The following is a 16,041-nucleotide window of genomic DNA, read 5'->3' on the forward strand; positions in this document are numbered from 1 at the left end:
CATATAAGCCATGTATTATCAGCGAGATTAAGCAGTAGGCCATTAGGATGGAGTAAAGAGGGATTAAAGATAATGGCAAAGCTAAGGGTATTTAGCAGGAATGGAGGTAATTTAAGGGAAATAAGTATATACAAGGAAGACGTTGAAACATTTAGATTAAATAAAAAGAAGATAAAAGAAACAATTAAAAGAATAAATAATTCTTCACGAGAAGGAATAAATAATATAACAATATTAAATATTGGAAAAGTAACGCCAATGTATAAGATATTAAAATCAATTAAATATGAAAATATAATTTAAAGTTTAAAAGCTTACGAAAGTCTTGATTTTAAACATTTTAGGGGGTTGTCTATAAAAATTAACCTACAATATCTTGACACTATCATCAATATATAGTGCTATTTTTATTGCCTTTTATAAAATAGCTAATATTTGTTAATAATAAAAAATATGTAGGAAAGGAGTTGATGAGGATGGATGGATTTTTCAAAAAAGTAGGGGATGAGATTTGGTTTGAAGAAATAGACAGGGATAGCTTAAAGATTTCCTACAAAATCAAAGATATAATTTACTCTAAAAGATCAAAATTTCAAGACATATATATAGTTAACTCCAATGATTTCGGTAAAATGCTTGTAATAGATGGAGTCGTTCAGACAACCGAAAGGGATGGCTTCATATACAATGAAATGATCTCCCATGTTCCCCTTAGCATGCATGAAAACCCTAAAAATGTTCTTATCATAGGGGGTGGCGACTTAGGGGCAGCCTTTGAAGCGACAAAATATCCTGTTGAAAGAATTGATGTTGTTGAAATAGATGAAGATGTGGTAAAAGCATCCTTAGAATACCTTAAGGAAATTTCAAAGGATTTAAAGGATGAAAGGGTTAACTTTATATTTGAAGACGGAGCAAAGTTTGTAAGGGAAAAGAAAAATGAATATGACATAATAATCGTAGACTCATCGGACCCAATTGGCCCTGCTGAGGTTCTATTTAGTGAAAATTTTTATAGGGATGTTTACAATGCCCTCAAGGAAGACGGAATAATGGCCTGCCAAAGCGAATCTCCTATTTTGTATCCTGATATTTTTAGGGCAACATATAAAAAATTAAAAAACATATTCCCTATAGTTAAAATCTTTATCGCAACAGTTCCAACTTATCCCGGAGGATTTTGGAGCTTTACGATCGGTTCAAAAAAATATGATAAGATAAATAAAGTTAATGATATAGATACAAAATATGTCACAAAAGAAATATTAGAATCTTCATTTAATATTCCAAAATTTGTTCAAAATATTATAAAATAAAACGGTGCCTGGCACCGTTTTTTAAATTTTGCTAAAATTTTGTTATTGACTCCTCGACATTTTTCTTAGATAATTAATTTATCAGTATCTATACATCAAATGTATAAAGGGGGGTCTTATTATGAGCAATGCTAAAAAATTAGGACTTTGGACTTTGGTTATGCTTACCTTCGTTCCAACCTTTGGATTTGGTAACATAACTACCAACGCTGTTGCACTTGGACCTGCTGCGATTCCATCATGGGTATTGGTATCATTGCTATTCTTCTTCCCATTATCAATTATGATGGCAGAACTTGCATCAGCAAACCAAGACAAGGAAGGCGGAATCTATACTTGGATTGAGAGCGTTCTTGGTCCAAAGTGGGCCTTTATTGGGACATGGTCCTACTTCGTTGCTAATTTATTTTATTTACAAATGGTTTTTGCAAGAATACCTGTTTCAACCTCATGGGCAATATTTGGTGAAAACAGATTCAATGACCAAAACGCATATCTTCTTCCTTACTTGAGCGTTATTCTAGCAATAATACTAACTTATATCGCAACAACAGGAGTTAAGAAGTTCTCAAAACTTGCTGACTTTGGTGGAAAATTCACTATTGCAGCAACAGTCGTATTTATTCTCTTTGCCTTTGTTGGACTTTTGGTTGGTAAACCATCAGCAACTCAATTTACAGTAGAAAACACCATTCCAAAGTTTGATACAGGATACTTTGCAACCTTCTCATGGCTTCTTTTTGCTGTTGCCGGTGCTGAAGTTGCAGGAACTTATATTAAAGACGTTGATAATCCAAAGAAAACATTCCCTAAGGCAGTTATTATCGCAACTGTGCTTATAGCTATAGCCTACGTTATAGGTTCTGTTGCTGTATGCCTTGTTATATCACCTGAAGCTCTTCAAGAGGCTAACCTCAAGAATGCAGGTTATGTAGTATATCAGACACTTGCACAAAACTTTGGAATAAACGGCAAGATTGTAGTTCAAATATATGCAGCTATCCTTACTATAACATCTATCGCTGCATATATTGTATGGATTGAATCACCAATTAGGGCTATGTTTGCTGAAGTTCCAGAGGGAACCTTCCCAAAATTCTTAACTGAAAAGGATGAAAACGGAACATTAAAGAAGGCTCTTTGGGCTCAATGCGCCCTTGTTATCGTAATGATTATAGTGCCACTATTAGGACTTGACTCAATCGATGCCTTCTTTAGAATATTAACTGACCTTTCATCATTATCGCTTGTTGTTCCTTATATAGTTTTAATTGCAGCGTATATAGTATTTAGATTAAAAGGTAAAGAAGCTCCATTTACATTCTTTAAGTCCAACGCAACGGCTATGATTTTCTCATGGATAGCTCTTATCCTAAGCATTGCAGGATTCTTTGGTGCAGGTCTTGACTATATAATGGGTTCAGAAACTACAAAGGAAGCTGCTATCCTAATCTTTAAGACCTATGGAGGTCCTGTAATCCTAATAATTTTAGGATATGTATTAGTATTCTTTACAAGACTTGCTAATAAAAACGCTTCAAAAACTCAATCTATGTAATAAAAACTCCTCTAGGTGTCCTAGAGGAGTTTTTTAACTTATGGCTTGCTGCTTTATCTTTTCTAAGGCATTTTTAAATTGAGGAACTAAGGATATTAAAAGGCAAAGTAAAAGATCCGGCCCTAAATAACTGATGTTATAAACAATTGAATACCATAGCGGGTTCATCCCCTCCGGTGCATAGCTTGCGAAGAAAATAGCCCCAGATATTATATGAAAAATCATCCTTGAAATTCCACCTATTATTAAAGCTATGCTAAAGTTTTTTCTATAAAGTCCTGCAAGTCCAAGGGCAGCAAAGGCAAGGGGATAATCTACTATAACCTGTGCCCAATGAACTATATACTGGTCTTGAATAAACTGCAATATTCCATAGGCAGCACCAGCAATAAGTCCATCCTTATAGCCAAAAATATAAGCAAAAAGCATTATTGGAATCATGCTGCCTAGGGTTATTGTCCCTCCCTGGGGCATCTGCAGAAATTTAATATAGGATAAAACAAAGGACATGGCAATTAAAAGGCTTGCATAGGTAAGTTTCTTTGCCGACATCTTTTCCTTGGATCTTGACATAGCTAGTCCAATGCCTACCAAGATAACAATTAAAACCCAAGAAGTTAATGTTATTTTTGAAATGCTTTTAAAGATGTTTAAAAATTGCATAAAAAAACCTCCTTTTAGCCGACGCAAAAGGAGTTAGGCTTCGCTTCCCTTCGCTGGCATTACCCAGTTCAGGTTCTAAGGGTCGAAGGCTATGCCTTCCTCTCAGCACGTGGCTCCCCTAGCGATCGGCAAATTTTTATTCAGTTAATTATATGATACACTTTAAAATTATATACGTCAATCATTCTTTGTCATAAAAATCTAGAAAGGAATACTTTTGTCCTCCCTTTTGCCAACCTATTATGCTATCTAGATTTACGTTTTGAGCTGCCTTAAATATCGACTTTTCAACGTCTTCAAAGTCCTTTTTAAGGTTATTTATAAGCTCTTTAATTTCATATCTCTTATTTCCTATTTTCTTAGCAGCCACCATGCAGGCACAATTTAAAGGCCATATTCCTGCGTATTTTGTAAACTGCTCTATATAACGCTCTTCAATATAATACATAGGCCTTATAAGTTCCATCCCTTCAAAGTTTTGTGCCTTTAATTTAGGCATCATGGTTTTAAAATTCCCTGAGTATAAAACGTTTAAAAGGATTGTTTCAATAACATCATTATAATGGTGACCTAAGGCAAGCTTGTTACACCCAATCTCCTTGGCCTTATTATATAAAGCTCCCCTTCTCATCCTTGCACACATGTAACAAGGATAGTCCTTGGCAATTCTGTCTACAACTTCAAATATCTTCCCATCGAATATATGGGCAGGAATGTTTAAATAATTTAAATTATCTATAAGAAGCCTTTTAATATCGGGATGGTATCCTGGGTCCATAACTATAAACTCAACTTCAAACTTTGCCTTTGAATGGTTTTTAAATTCCTGAAAGAGCTTTGCCATAAGAAGGCTATCTTTACCCCCTGATATCGCAACCGCAACCTTATCTCCATCCTTTATAAGTTGAAAATCCTTAATTGCCCTTACAAAGGGTGAATAGATTTTGTGCCTAAATTTTGTTATTATGGCCCTTTCTATTTCAGCTAAGGGTTTTCTTTCTGATTCTGGAATTAAAACAGGGCAATTGCTCTGAATGCTATTCATATAATCACCTCAACTACTTCGTATCTATCTTTAGCTTTTCCTTCTAGGCATTCTTTTATATATTATATTACATTATATCCTCCTTTCAAATATATTTTTGTGATATACTTCACAATGCTTGGCAGGGATTAATTTTTTAGGATATAATAATAGTAGGATTGTGTTACATTTATTTTACATATTCCCCCAAATTATTTTATCGAGGTGATTTTATGAAACAAGTAAATCTTGATTGGGGCAAACTTGGCTTTAACTACATCAAAACAGACTTTAGATACGTATCCTATTGGAAGGATGGTAAATGGGATGGGGGAAAATTGGTAGAAGATAACATGATAACAATTAGCGAAGGTTCTCCAGCTATCCACTATGGTCAGCAATGCTTTGAAGGTCTAAAAGCTTATAGAACAAAGGATGGCAAAATACAGCTTTTTAGGCCGGATCAAAACGCAAAAAGAATGAATAATAGTGCAAGAAGGCTTTTAATGCCAGAAATTCCTGAAGAAAAATTCATAGATGCTTGTATTCAAGTAGTAAAGGCAAACGAACACTTCGTTCCTCCATATGGAACAGGTGCAACTTTTTATTTAAGACCTTACTTAATTGGAGTTGGAGATAACCTTGGAGTAAAACCTGCAAAGGAATACCTTTTCTCAGTTTTTGGTTGCCCAGTAGGACCATATTTTAAGGGCGGTCTTTCTCCAGTTAATTTTATGGTTTCCGATTATGATAGAGCTGCACCTCATGGAACTGGTGCTGCAAAGGTTGGAGGAAACTATGCTGGAAGCCTTCTTCCACATGAAATTGCCCTTCAAAGGGGATTTGCAGATTGTATATACCTTGACCCTGCAACCCATACAAAGATAGAAGAAGTTGGTGCCGCAAACTTCTTTGGAATAACAAAGGACAATAAATTCGTAACTCCAAAATCTCCTTCAATACTTCCAAGTATAACAAAATATTCTCTAATGTATGTTGCTGAGCATTACCTTGGTATGCAGGTTGAAGAGAGGGATGTTTACATCGATAATTTGGATGAGTTTGTTGAAGCCGGTGCCTGCGGAACAGCGGCTGTAATAACTCCTATTGGTGGAATAGAATATAAAGGAAAACTTCATGTATTCTATAGCCAAACAGAAGTAGGGCCAATAACAAGAAAGCTTTACGATACATTGGTAGGAATCCAATTTGGAGACATTAAAGCTCCAGAAGGATGGATAGTGGAAGTAAAATAAAAAGTCAAGTGCCAGGCACTTGACTTTTTGACTTTTTGACATTTCTATAATATTCCAATTTATTATTTTATTGTTATCCTTAGTTTTGCATAGCTATTGTCATTTGCTTGATGGGTAATTTGAATAGTAAGTCCATAGCTTATTATGTTTCTTCCAAGGTAAGGAAGTTCAGGATTTGTATAATCCTTTGTATCATCAAAGGATGGTTCAGTAAATATATAATCATCCTCTGCAACTCTTTCATATATATCGCTTAAATCAACATAAAGTTTTGATTCCTTGTCCTTACTAAATGCAGCATCATGCATTTGATAAGTTGCGCTTGCAAAGCTTAATCTTCCGTCATTCCATTTCCAAAGTATATTGTTTTGATCTGCATCTACTATTCCTAGGAATCCATCACCTGGATGCAAACCATACCAATTATCAGTATAGAAGTCATCTACATACCATACAACCATCCCTGGATCATAGGAGAATATTCTACCTAAAGCACTGTTGTGGGCAAGCCCCATATCAACTCCATGATGGTTTCTCCATTCTACAAGATAGTAATGTGGTGCAAAAGTTATTCCTGTATCCTTAACAAATCCATTTAATGAGAATTTTAACTCTCCTTCAACATCGTCAAAGAAAATTACTTCTCCATCTGCCGTAACTTTAATATCATCTACGTAGAAGCCTGCACCATAAACATAGTAATCTGTTTCATATTCAAATTTTAGTTCAATTTCCTTCCCTGCAAATCTTGATAAATCAAATATAGCATCTACCCATCCATCTGAAGTTCCAGTTATTCCATAAGGAACAACAACCTCAGCCTGAGGATGATGTTCAGTTGTTGTAATATTGCCTTCAATATATTCAAAGTCGTTGCTTCCTATTTCTCTTGCTTGAACTGATGCAAAATCCCAGCCCTCCTCAATATCATACCATGTTTTAAAGTTTAGAATAGCATTATTTTTATTTCTTAAATCAACTCTTGCGGTCATATAAGTCTTTAAATTTGAACCATCACTTCCTTTGCCACCCCAATATGCAAATTTTCCACTATATGGGGTTGTTATGGAATGTTGTTTTTTAGGAAGATTAATTCTTATAACTTGCCCTGTTTCACTCGCTTGTCTTATTGTAACTTCTGCACCAGCTTGAGGAAGTTTTTCTAAATCTACATCCACTACCTTCTGCCAGTTGCCTCCGTATAGAGCTTGTAAAATTTGTCTTCCATATGGACTTATTCCTGTAGGTTCAGTTCCTGGGATTTTCCCTGACCAGCTTCCCGATGACATCAATGACCATCTTGATATTGGCTCTGATACAGGTGATGAATACTGTGTATCATATTCATCTGGAAGTCCAAGGTCATGCCCGAATTCATGGGCAAATACGCCTGCTGCGCCATCCTCAGGTTCCATAGTATAATCATATGCATAATAATTTGTTCCAGGAATCTTATAAAAACCACCTAAATTCCACCTGTGGGACCAAATAGCATTAGAGCCTAAGCTTCCTCCTCCTGCCTCTTCTCCAACTCCTGCATGGATAATCATAAGGTGGTCAATTATTCCATCAGGTTCGTCAAAGTTACCATCGCCATCAAGGTCATATCTATCCTCTTTATCAAAATCAGCAAAATTTATATTTGGATCTAAAGCTGCTAGTTGTAATGCATGAGCTACCAAATGCCTTGGTCTTATGTCATGTGAAGAACCATATGGTGCCCCATAATAAGCAGCTTCCCTAGGAACGGTATACCAACCAGCTACCTTTCCTTCAATTATTAGGCTGCCGCCAGATTGCTGCAGATAATATTGCCTCATAGAAACTAATTTTTCCCCGTTTGGTCCCATATAACCATTATCTCCAAATATTAAATCTTCAAAATGCTTTACACTATAATCATCATAATACATATCCGTCTCTTCAGGCTTTATCTGGTTATGTTTGTAGTCTTGATATTCAACAAGCAAAACCAGGATATTTACCTTTTTAGGATTATTATCCGGCTGACTTTTTTCAAATACATATTTTTTAATTTTTTGATTTTGAATGGATTTAAGTTTTCTGTCCATTTTGTTTGGCTTATATTTTAAATTTTCCTTTGCGGTTTCCCTCATGTATTCTAAATAAATCTTATGGGCCTGTTCATAACTTGCGTCCTTTGGAATTTTACCTTCTTTTTTCAACATCTCAATTACCTTTTCTTCATTTGCAACTGACAAATCCGCAGGTCCTCCTAAAGTAAAATAACTCTCTTCATTTTCGTTTTTCATAGCCCTTGTGGGCGTGTAAAGGTTAAATAGTGAAAAGATAAGGAGAAATGAAATTAAAATGGATAAAAACTTTTTCATACCCCACCTCCGGTATTGTTTAGTATTTTCACTAAATATATATATTTTACGGAGTGAATTTTTAGCACAAAATTTATAAAAGTAATGAACCGTCTAATAAAAATACCCAAAAGTATAAAAATACTTTTGGGTATTACCATTTTTATGCAATGTCAAAAAGTCAAAATGTCAAGAGGCAGGCACTCATTTTATTAACACGTAGAATTCATAGCCCTTTCCTGTTACTTCACTGTTTTCTTTTTCAATAAAGTCCCTTTGGACAGTTATACTGTTAAAAATGATTTTAACCTTTACCTTTGGAGTTACATCAGTAAAAGTAAGGTCTTCTGTTCCTAACATTATCAATTCTTGCCCACTGTCTTTATATTTAATAACAAGCTTCTTTACAAATTCATCTAAATCCTTTGAATATATTTCTTCATTCCCATTAAATATTTTTAATACAGAGCTGTTATAATCGTATTTTGCATAAATTCCCTTTGCTTCAGTGTTTTCATACATATATCTCATATCAAACAAATAATCATATCCAGATATATTTAAAGATCTTTCATCAGCTTTTCTTTGGAAGTTAAAATACATAACCGGCTGAAATACTTTAGGTGTATACTCAAAACCAAAAACCTTTTTCATATCAGAAATTTGGAATCCCTTTGGAAGGTATTTTACATCATCAAGGCTATGGTATCTTTCAAAGTAACTTAGTATGCTGCTTATATTTTCTTTATCCTTATGATTTACATAGGATTTGGGAACTATTTTACCATCCTTTAAAAGCTCATTTCTTATTAAAATGTTTTCAAGCCTTTTGTTTTGGCTGAACTTAGATATTGAAAAGCTACTCAATGGTCCAAAGTTTGAAATTAATATGAATATCGAAAGAGATACAGGTAAAATTATATTTAAAAGGCTCTTTGTAAAGGCAAAGTAGAGCATTATCAAAAATACCCAAATTCCCGCAATGACTACATAGTATCTATTTTCAGTAACCCCATATTGCTGAATTCTTATGCCTATTGATATAAACATCATAACAAGTATAGGCAAGATGGCCTTTGGAGTTATCATTAAAAATATCTTAGCCCACTTATTATCCTCATGAATTGGAGTTATAAAAAATAAAACTGCTGCGACTATAAGGGAATACCAAAGAACAAGGTGGGATACAATCCCCTGTGGAAAGGTTCTTGTTAGTATTATTTTTACAAAATAGATGTAAAGTATCGCTGTATAAACTGATAAAAGGGGCATTACTATATAAAGTATCAATATCTTCAAAAGTTTAGTAAAATTCTCCTTGGTAAATTCCTCAAAATACTGAGGAATATTTGCAAGAAAGTAGGTTACTGCAAACACAAAAACAACTAAAATAAAAGAATAAAGATACATCTGCTCCTTTATTCGGACTTCAAGGAGTCTGTCTATTGTAAAAAGTATTGCAGAAATTCCAAAGAATAAAACTAAAGAATATAAAACCGTTGTAAAAAAGGATGATAAAACCTTTATAACATACATCTCGAAATTTTTTCTCTTTGGGAAATATGGGATGAATAAGAATATTAGATAAAATATAAGATTTAGGGCAAAAAATCTTGACATTGTAACCATTTTAAAATCTTTGATAGTAAAATAGTATGCTACCATGAATATTAAATCTAATGCGTAGTAAAATATTTCCCTTGATTTATTTTGTTCCCTTTCCGTCCACAATTTAATGAATAGGGATATTGCCATTCCTAGTGCTAAAGTCATAGCAAGCTTTTTTAAATTGTTGGTATTTACGCCTAAATTTCTAGATTCGATCTCAATCATTGCAATTAAAAGGGCTGCAATCATTGTAGATAGGGCTATTGTAATTGGGAATCTGTTGATGGCTCTGTAAATTGAATTGATGATTCCTTTAAAAACTTTAGATATGCCCATAAAAATTCTCCTTTACTTTTTATTTTATTATACCATAATTTAAACTAATATTTAATAAGCTAAATAGTATATTGTAAGTTTGGGATGAAACATTAAAATGTGTGTATTAGCTATTTAAAAAGGCAAAATAAAAAAAATAATCTTCCCTTTTTCCAAATCAGGTTTTGACGATGAATTAATAAATTTAGCTTCATTAGATGAAAAAATTAAGCTTATAAGTTTAGAGGATTTATTTATATAACCCCTTGGTTTTCCAAGGGGTTAGTCTTGTCCTCTTAAAACACGTGCAGCTGTTTCTGGGGAAACAACATTTGTGTAAAAGCCTGTTGCAAGTTCAAATCCTGCGTGAATGGAAATCCTTGGGCATATCCTTATTTGATAGTGGTGATATTCAACTTCATCCTTTATAAATTCAAAGAACATGTTATATGCAACGTCCCCAACGTTTTCTATTAAGCTTTTTATAGCAAAGTGTAATACCCTACTTAAGGCTTTAATATCCGATTCATTTAAACTTAATAAGCTGCTTCTATGTCTTATAGGCACTACCGCCATTTCATACGGAAAAATAGAAGCATAGGGGCAGAAAATCAAAAAACATTCATCCAAATAAACTATTCTTTCTTTGTTTATAATCTCATCCTTTATCTTAGAACAAGTTAAACACTCTCCATGTTTCTCATAAAACTGCTTTTCCATTTCAATTAATCCTTTAATTCTGTCGGGCATCCTGTTTATAGCAATTATTTGGGAATGGGGATGCTCCAAAGACGCCCCCGCTTCTTTTTTATAGTTTTTAAAAACTTGAACATACTTAACTCCTTCCTTTTGATACAATATCCTACTAACCTCAATAAAAGCTTTAACTACCTTTTCAAAATCATCAACTTCCATTTCATGAATATTTTTGCTGTGATCCCTTCCTTCTATCACAACATAATGATATCCCGTAACTTCCCCTTCATTATTTAATATAGGAAATTTATTTTCAACTACTCTTACATTCCATGGGTCATCAATTCTTAAAACTTCAGGAGGCGTCATTTCTTCATTGCCTACACAGAAAGGGCAACTTTCCTTGTAGGATACCCTTTCAACCACCTCATAAGATTTATAGTCCTTTGGCCTTTTTGACCTGTTTTCTACGACTATAATCTGTTCCCGTGTTACATCATTAAGCCTTAGCTGTGCCATTTTAACCTCCCTATAACATATTTTTTATTTTCTCTTTTAATGTATGATCCTCTGAGCCAGTTAAAAAGGCTTCATAGATTTTTTCCCTTTTAATTAATGCCAACTCTAAAACCTCTAAATACCCCTTTGCCGTTGCCTCCCAGGTATATTTTTCCTCAACCCGCTTTATTCCAAGCTCTCTATACAATTCAAAATTATCAAGGGCTAAATTAAGTCCTCTTGCTATATCCTCAGCATCCTCAGGATCAACCAAAACCCCATATTTTCCTCCCTCTACAGTTTCAAAGGTTCCTCCGTTTTTAGTCACAACAACAGGAAGTCCTGCATACATAGCCTCAATGGGAGCAAGTCCAAAGGGTTCATAAAGGGCAGTTAAACAAAATATTGATTTTCTTTTGCTAAACACCCTATAGGCTGATGCCAGCTGCCTCTGGCCATTTATTGGAAACATACTGACCTTTCCGTAAAGATTATGTTCTTTAATTATTGTCATAATCTCATCCATTATTTCTCTTTCTTCATAATTCAAGCTTGAATAATCCTTAAAGGGATTCTCAACTCCCCTTAAGATTATAACTAAGTTTGCCTTTTCCTGTAGTTTTTTATCCTTTGCAAAGGCTAAAACTGCGCCTTTATGATTTTTCTTTTTATCAAATCGCGAGGACAATACTATGCATGGCAGGTTTAGTCTATCATCATTTAAGTCCCTATTTAAATATTTTAAAATACAATTTTCCGTATCCTCATCAAAAATTTGTGGAATATGTGTAAAAGTTTTCGTATTTACCCCCGGTGGAATAACCTTAAATTTACTATCATCCTTAACATCAACTGCACCCTCATATAGCCTATGGCTATATTGGTCAAATCTTTCCTGGGTCGTTGATACTATGTTTACAAAGGACCTATTCATTGCGATTCTTTCTGCAAAAATCCTCTTTGAAAAATTATATTTTTTGTCAAATTCATCGAAGTTTTCTTTATTAACACCAAGCTTGTCCATTTTTTGGGCCCCCAAGGAATGGGCTGTAAAGGTAAAGGGAACATCTAATATATTTGAAAGTATTGCCGATGCTAAACCTCCATCCCCATAATGAGCTGTAAGTGCATCAGGCTTTGTCCCTTCTTTTTTATAAAAATCCACTGTCCCCTTTACAAATTCCTTTCCAAGATATGGCCAAAGCCTTTCCTTAGGTAAAAACTTATCTCCTCCAAAGGGGATTCTTATTATCCTTACATTTTGGCTTCCATGATAGGACTCTACGTCCTCTGAAAACTCAGGCCAGTTTTCATCTATTATTCTTCTTGTAATTATATCAACATCGATTCCCATCTCTCCAAGGGCAAGGGCAACCTCCTTAACATAAACAAGCTGTCCTCCAAAGTCTGGATGTTCCGTTAAATGGCTGTCGTTATTATCAAAATTACCTTGTGGGTTTATAAAGGCAACTCTCATGGCAAACCTCCTTATGGTAAAATATAGAAATGTCAAAAAGTCAAAATGTCAAGTGGCAGGCACTCTAATATTGCACCTACATTTTTTAATTTTATGGCACTAAGTTTAAGGCCTGATTTTACTGCATCTAAAATAGTAAATCCCTTTATAATTCCTACAAAAAATCCCGACCAGAAGGCATCTCCTGCCCCTGTAGTATCTACAACTTCTGTTGCAAGGGAAGGAAGTTTTATATATTCTTTTCCATTTGATACTAAAACGCCATCCCTTCCTAGGGTTAGCATAACAAGCTTCACACCAAAGTTTAGGAAATTTTTTATATGATTTTCTTCTGTGTCAACTCCAAATATCCTTTCAGCATCATCTAAAGATGGCTTAACAATGTCAACATGCTTTAATATTTCCTTTACATATTTCCTGCCTTCCACTTCATCATCAAAAAGATTTGGATGATAGTTGGGGTCAAAGGATATTAAGACTTCATTTTCCTTTGCTGTTTTAATAAGGCTCTCTACAACATCCCTTGACGGCCTTTTAGATATGGGCCAACAGGAAAAATGAAGTATTTTACTTTTTTTAACTGCATCCTCCAGCTCTTTTGTTAATTCAATATGATAATCCGCCCCTCTATAAAATATAGGCCTTGGCGTTCCTTTGCTTTTGGTTACTATAACCATGCTCGTAGGATAGGAAGCTTTATTTATAAATCTAGTATCGATTCCATGTTGATTAAGCTTCGATATCAAAAAATCCCCAAAACCATCCTCTCCAACTGATGATGCAACTATTGAATTTAATCCAAGTTTTTTGGTGTTTATTGCTATATTTGAAGGTGAACCCCCAAAATGTCTTGTATACGTATTGCACTCAAAATTATCGCTATAATCCTTTGATATCATATCGACAAGAAGTTCCCCTACTGCGATTAAATCATAGTGCCTATCTTGTTTTAGTTGGATTTTTTGATTTATTGTAGCCATATTACACCTCCGTGAAAAGCTTTTCTCAAGTTCAAAAAATAAAATAGGTATAAAACCTATTTTGTGCTCCTTCTTATAATCAATTGATATGGCAAAAGTATGTTTTTATCAATGGGTTTATTATCCGTTGTATCAATAAATGCCTTTACGCACATCTTCCCTGCCTCGTAAAAGTCTATTTTTATAGTGCTTAAAGAGGGGTTATAAATCTCAGAAATTATATTATCATCAAATCCCATAACCTGAACTTCGTCTGGAATATTTATCCCTTTATCCACAAGATACTTAATTGCACCAAGGGCCATAAAGTCATTGGCTGCCAATACTCCATCGATTTTTTTTCTTTCTAAAATGCTTTTCATAGCCTTATATCCGCTTTTTATTGAAAAATCGCCCTCTTCTAAAACTATATCCTTAGGGTTTATTCCCTCTTCAACAATTGCCTTTAAAAAACCGCTATATCTATCATATCCTGCAGACCTATCCCACAAGGGGCCCATTATCATGGAAAGGTTCTTGGCACCCTTTGATATCAGATATTTTGTAGCTTCATAGGCTGCCCTCTCGTTATCTACGTTAACACAAGTTAATTTAGGATGTTCAAACCACTGACCAAATACTATAAAGGGAATGTCAGCCTTTTCAAGTTCCTCCCTATGCCTTTCAGTAAAGATAGTTCCTGAAAAGATTATTCCATCCACCCTTTTTTCTTTAAAAAGTTGAAAATAGGATATCTCACTATCAGTATCATTTTCAGAAGTTGTCAGCAAAACGCTAAGGCCATTTGACTTTGCTTCATTTTCAATCCCTTTTACAAACTCAGCAAAGTTTATATTTGAAAGGTCTGGAACTATAACGCCTATTACATTTGTTTTATTCATCAAAAGCCCTCTTGCTAAGGCATTGGGCTTATATCCCGTCTCCTCTAAAACCTTTAAAACCCTTTGTTTGTTTTCCTCTGCAACATTTCCTGTTCCGTTTATAACCCTTGATACTGTTGCCGGAGAAACTCCAGCCAATTTTGCTATGTCCTTTATGTTCAATCCCATTTTTACCTCCCCATAGGCGTCTATGTGTCCTCGTGAAAAGCTTTTCTCAATTTAAAATTATCATAAGTTTTTATATCTTGTCAATATATTTTTAAAATTTTCAAAAAATATTTTATATTACTATTTCACATCTTCCATCGTCTAGTTCTTTAATTTTAAGGGCAACTTCCCTTGGGGATTTAAACCTTGACTTATCCTTTACATGGTCTGTATTATTCCAAAATGGCGTATCCATACCTCCCATATATACAGCTACAACCTTTATCCTACCTTCTAATTCCTTTAATAGGCTCTCGGAAAAGCCTCTTATTGCAAACTTGCTGGCACAATAAACTGATTCATTAACCTTGCCCCTTAATCCTGCTGTTGAAATAATGTTCATTATTTTTTCCTTTATCATGGGCATAAGGACCTTTGTTACATAAATTGTTCCCTTTACATTTGTGTCAATAACAGTATCTATATCTTTATATTCCATATCTTCAATTGGGCCAAATATACCAACACCAGCATTGTTTATAAGGATATCCACAAAGTTGTGGATATGTTTTATTTTTTCTTTTAAGTTTTCCACCGACTGTGGATTGGTGATATCGCAGGAAATGCAATTAATGCTTTTAGCACCTTCTATCTCCCTTTTTGTTTCTTCAAGCTTTTCTAAACTTCTTCCTATAAGAATCAAATCGTTTCCTTCGGCATATACCTTTGCAAGCTCCCTTCCCAATCCTGAACCTGCACCTGTTATTACAATTATCATAAAGATCCCCCCTTGAAATTAATTTTAGCTTAACGTTATTATTAATAGTTTATTTCTAAATTATAAGGCCTGTCAAGGTAACTTTCATAGTTCATAGTGTAAAATTATTGTAGGACGAAAAAGGACAAAAAATTTAAAAGAGACAACCCCTGTGGTAAAATAAAAAGTGGAAAAAACACAAATCAATAAGGGGGTGTCTCTTTTGAATAATATTATACAACATGATATTATACAACAACATTTAATAAATTTCACTACTAAATTAATAAAAAATGTAGAAGAAATGCTGTCAAAAGAATGGGATTTTACAAAAACTTGTTGAGGTAGTTAAAGAATCGACTGATGAACTTGGAAGGAATATAATAAAAGACTTTTTAGAAGAATTAGATAAAGCGATTAAAGAAGATGATAAGAGAAAAAAGGAATGGATAGTTGAAAGAAAAGACAAGAAAAGTATTATTACGCTCCTAGGAGGAATAGAATATTCAAGAACATACTACAAATCAAGAAAGAG

Annotated in this window: 14 protein-coding genes and 1 riboswitch; of the genes, 5 read left to right on the forward strand and 9 right to left on the reverse strand. The window is 34.1% G+C overall.

The genetic code is table 11. The features are described 5' to 3' along the window. The 3 genes from CAAU_RS06700 to CAAU_RS06710 form a co-directional block, all read left to right on the forward strand. A partial coding sequence (locus CAAU_RS06700) for a UPF0236 family transposase-like protein (protein ID WP_192811193.1) occupies positions 1–303 on the forward strand: 303 nt, incomplete at its 5' end. Positions 304–476: 173 nt separating this feature from the next. Continuing rightward, a complete protein-coding gene (gene speE, locus CAAU_RS06705) occupies positions 477–1,316 on the forward strand; it encodes a polyamine aminopropyltransferase (RefSeq protein ID WP_008908674.1) in 840 nt (279 codons plus the stop codon). 121 nt (positions 1,317–1,437) lie between these two features. Continuing rightward, positions 1,438–2,874 (forward strand): amino acid permease, encoded by a 1,437-nt coding sequence (locus CAAU_RS06710; protein ID WP_008908675.1) that lies wholly within the window; start codon positions 1,438–1,440, stop codon positions 2,872–2,874. Positions 2,875–2,907: 33 nt separating this feature from the next. Here the strand turns inward: CAAU_RS06710 and thiT are convergent, their stop codons facing one another. Together thiT and CAAU_RS06720 are read right to left on the reverse strand one after the other, a co-directional pair. Continuing rightward, the gene (thiT, locus tag CAAU_RS06715) at positions 2,908–3,537 is read right to left on the reverse strand and encodes an energy-coupled thiamine transporter ThiT (protein ID WP_008908676.1); all 630 of its coding nucleotides are present in this window, start codon (positions 3,535–3,537) and stop codon (positions 2,908–2,910) included. A gap of 28 nt (positions 3,538–3,565) precedes the next feature. Continuing rightward, a riboswitch (TPP riboswitch) is annotated at positions 3,566–3,667 on the reverse strand. Between the two features lie 51 nt (positions 3,668–3,718). Then, entirely contained in the window at positions 3,719–4,582 is an 864-nt protein-coding gene (locus CAAU_RS06720) for a tRNA 2-thiocytidine biosynthesis TtcA family protein (protein WP_008908677.1), read from the reverse strand. Positions 4,583–4,794: 212 nt separating this feature from the next. Here CAAU_RS06720 and CAAU_RS06725 point away from each other — a divergent pair, with 212 nt between their 5' ends. Then, the gene (locus CAAU_RS06725) at positions 4,795–5,817 is read left to right on the forward strand and encodes a branched-chain amino acid aminotransferase (protein ID WP_008908678.1); all 1,023 of its coding nucleotides are present in this window, start codon (positions 4,795–4,797) and stop codon (positions 5,815–5,817) included. 62 nt (positions 5,818–5,879) lie between these two features. On the opposite strand, the gene CAAU_RS06730 is transcribed toward CAAU_RS06725, so the two are convergent. The 7 genes from CAAU_RS06730 to CAAU_RS06760 form a co-directional block, all read right to left on the reverse strand. After that, on the reverse strand, positions 5,880–8,168 hold the full coding sequence (locus tag CAAU_RS06730) for an immune inhibitor A domain-containing protein (RefSeq protein ID WP_008908679.1): 2,289 nt from the start codon (positions 8,166–8,168) through the stop codon (positions 5,880–5,882). A 183-nt stretch (positions 8,169–8,351) separates the two neighbouring features. Next, positions 8,352–10,091: a DUF4153 domain-containing protein gene (locus CAAU_RS06735; protein WP_008908680.1), complete on the reverse strand. Its 1,740-nt coding sequence runs from the start codon at positions 10,089–10,091 to the stop codon at positions 8,352–8,354. 261 nt (positions 10,092–10,352) lie between these two features. Beyond that, complete coding sequence (locus CAAU_RS06740) at positions 10,353–11,285, reverse strand: galactose-1-phosphate uridylyltransferase (RefSeq protein WP_008908681.1); 933 nt, start codon at positions 11,283–11,285, stop codon at positions 10,353–10,355. Positions 11,286–11,295: 10 nt separating this feature from the next. After that, positions 11,296–12,741 (reverse strand): glycosyltransferase, encoded by a 1,446-nt coding sequence (locus tag CAAU_RS06745; protein WP_008908682.1) that lies wholly within the window; start codon positions 12,739–12,741, stop codon positions 11,296–11,298. 32 nt (positions 12,742–12,773) lie between these two features. After that, positions 12,774–13,721: a carbohydrate kinase family protein gene (locus CAAU_RS06750; RefSeq protein ID WP_008908683.1), complete on the reverse strand. Its 948-nt coding sequence runs from the start codon at positions 13,719–13,721 to the stop codon at positions 12,774–12,776. 56 nt (positions 13,722–13,777) lie between these two features. After that, positions 13,778–14,770 carry a LacI family DNA-binding transcriptional regulator gene (locus CAAU_RS06755; protein WP_008908684.1) on the reverse strand — a complete coding sequence of 331 codons (993 nt, stop codon included), beginning with the start codon at positions 14,768–14,770 and terminating at the stop codon, positions 13,778–13,780. A gap of 112 nt (positions 14,771–14,882) precedes the next feature. Further along, positions 14,883–15,527, reverse strand: coding sequence for an SDR family NAD(P)-dependent oxidoreductase (locus CAAU_RS06760; protein WP_008908685.1), 645 nt, complete (start codon positions 15,525–15,527; stop codon positions 14,883–14,885). A gap of 359 nt (positions 15,528–15,886) precedes the next feature. Here CAAU_RS06760 and CAAU_RS06765 point away from each other — a divergent pair. Further along, positions 15,887–16,041: UPF0236 family transposase-like protein (locus tag CAAU_RS06765; protein ID WP_341350035.1), on the forward strand; the 155-nt coding region annotated here is incomplete at its 3' end.

The organism is Caloramator australicus RC3 (assembly GCF_000297115.1).
Lineage (GTDB): Bacteria > Bacillota > Clostridia > Clostridiales > Caloramatoraceae > Caloramator > Caloramator australicus.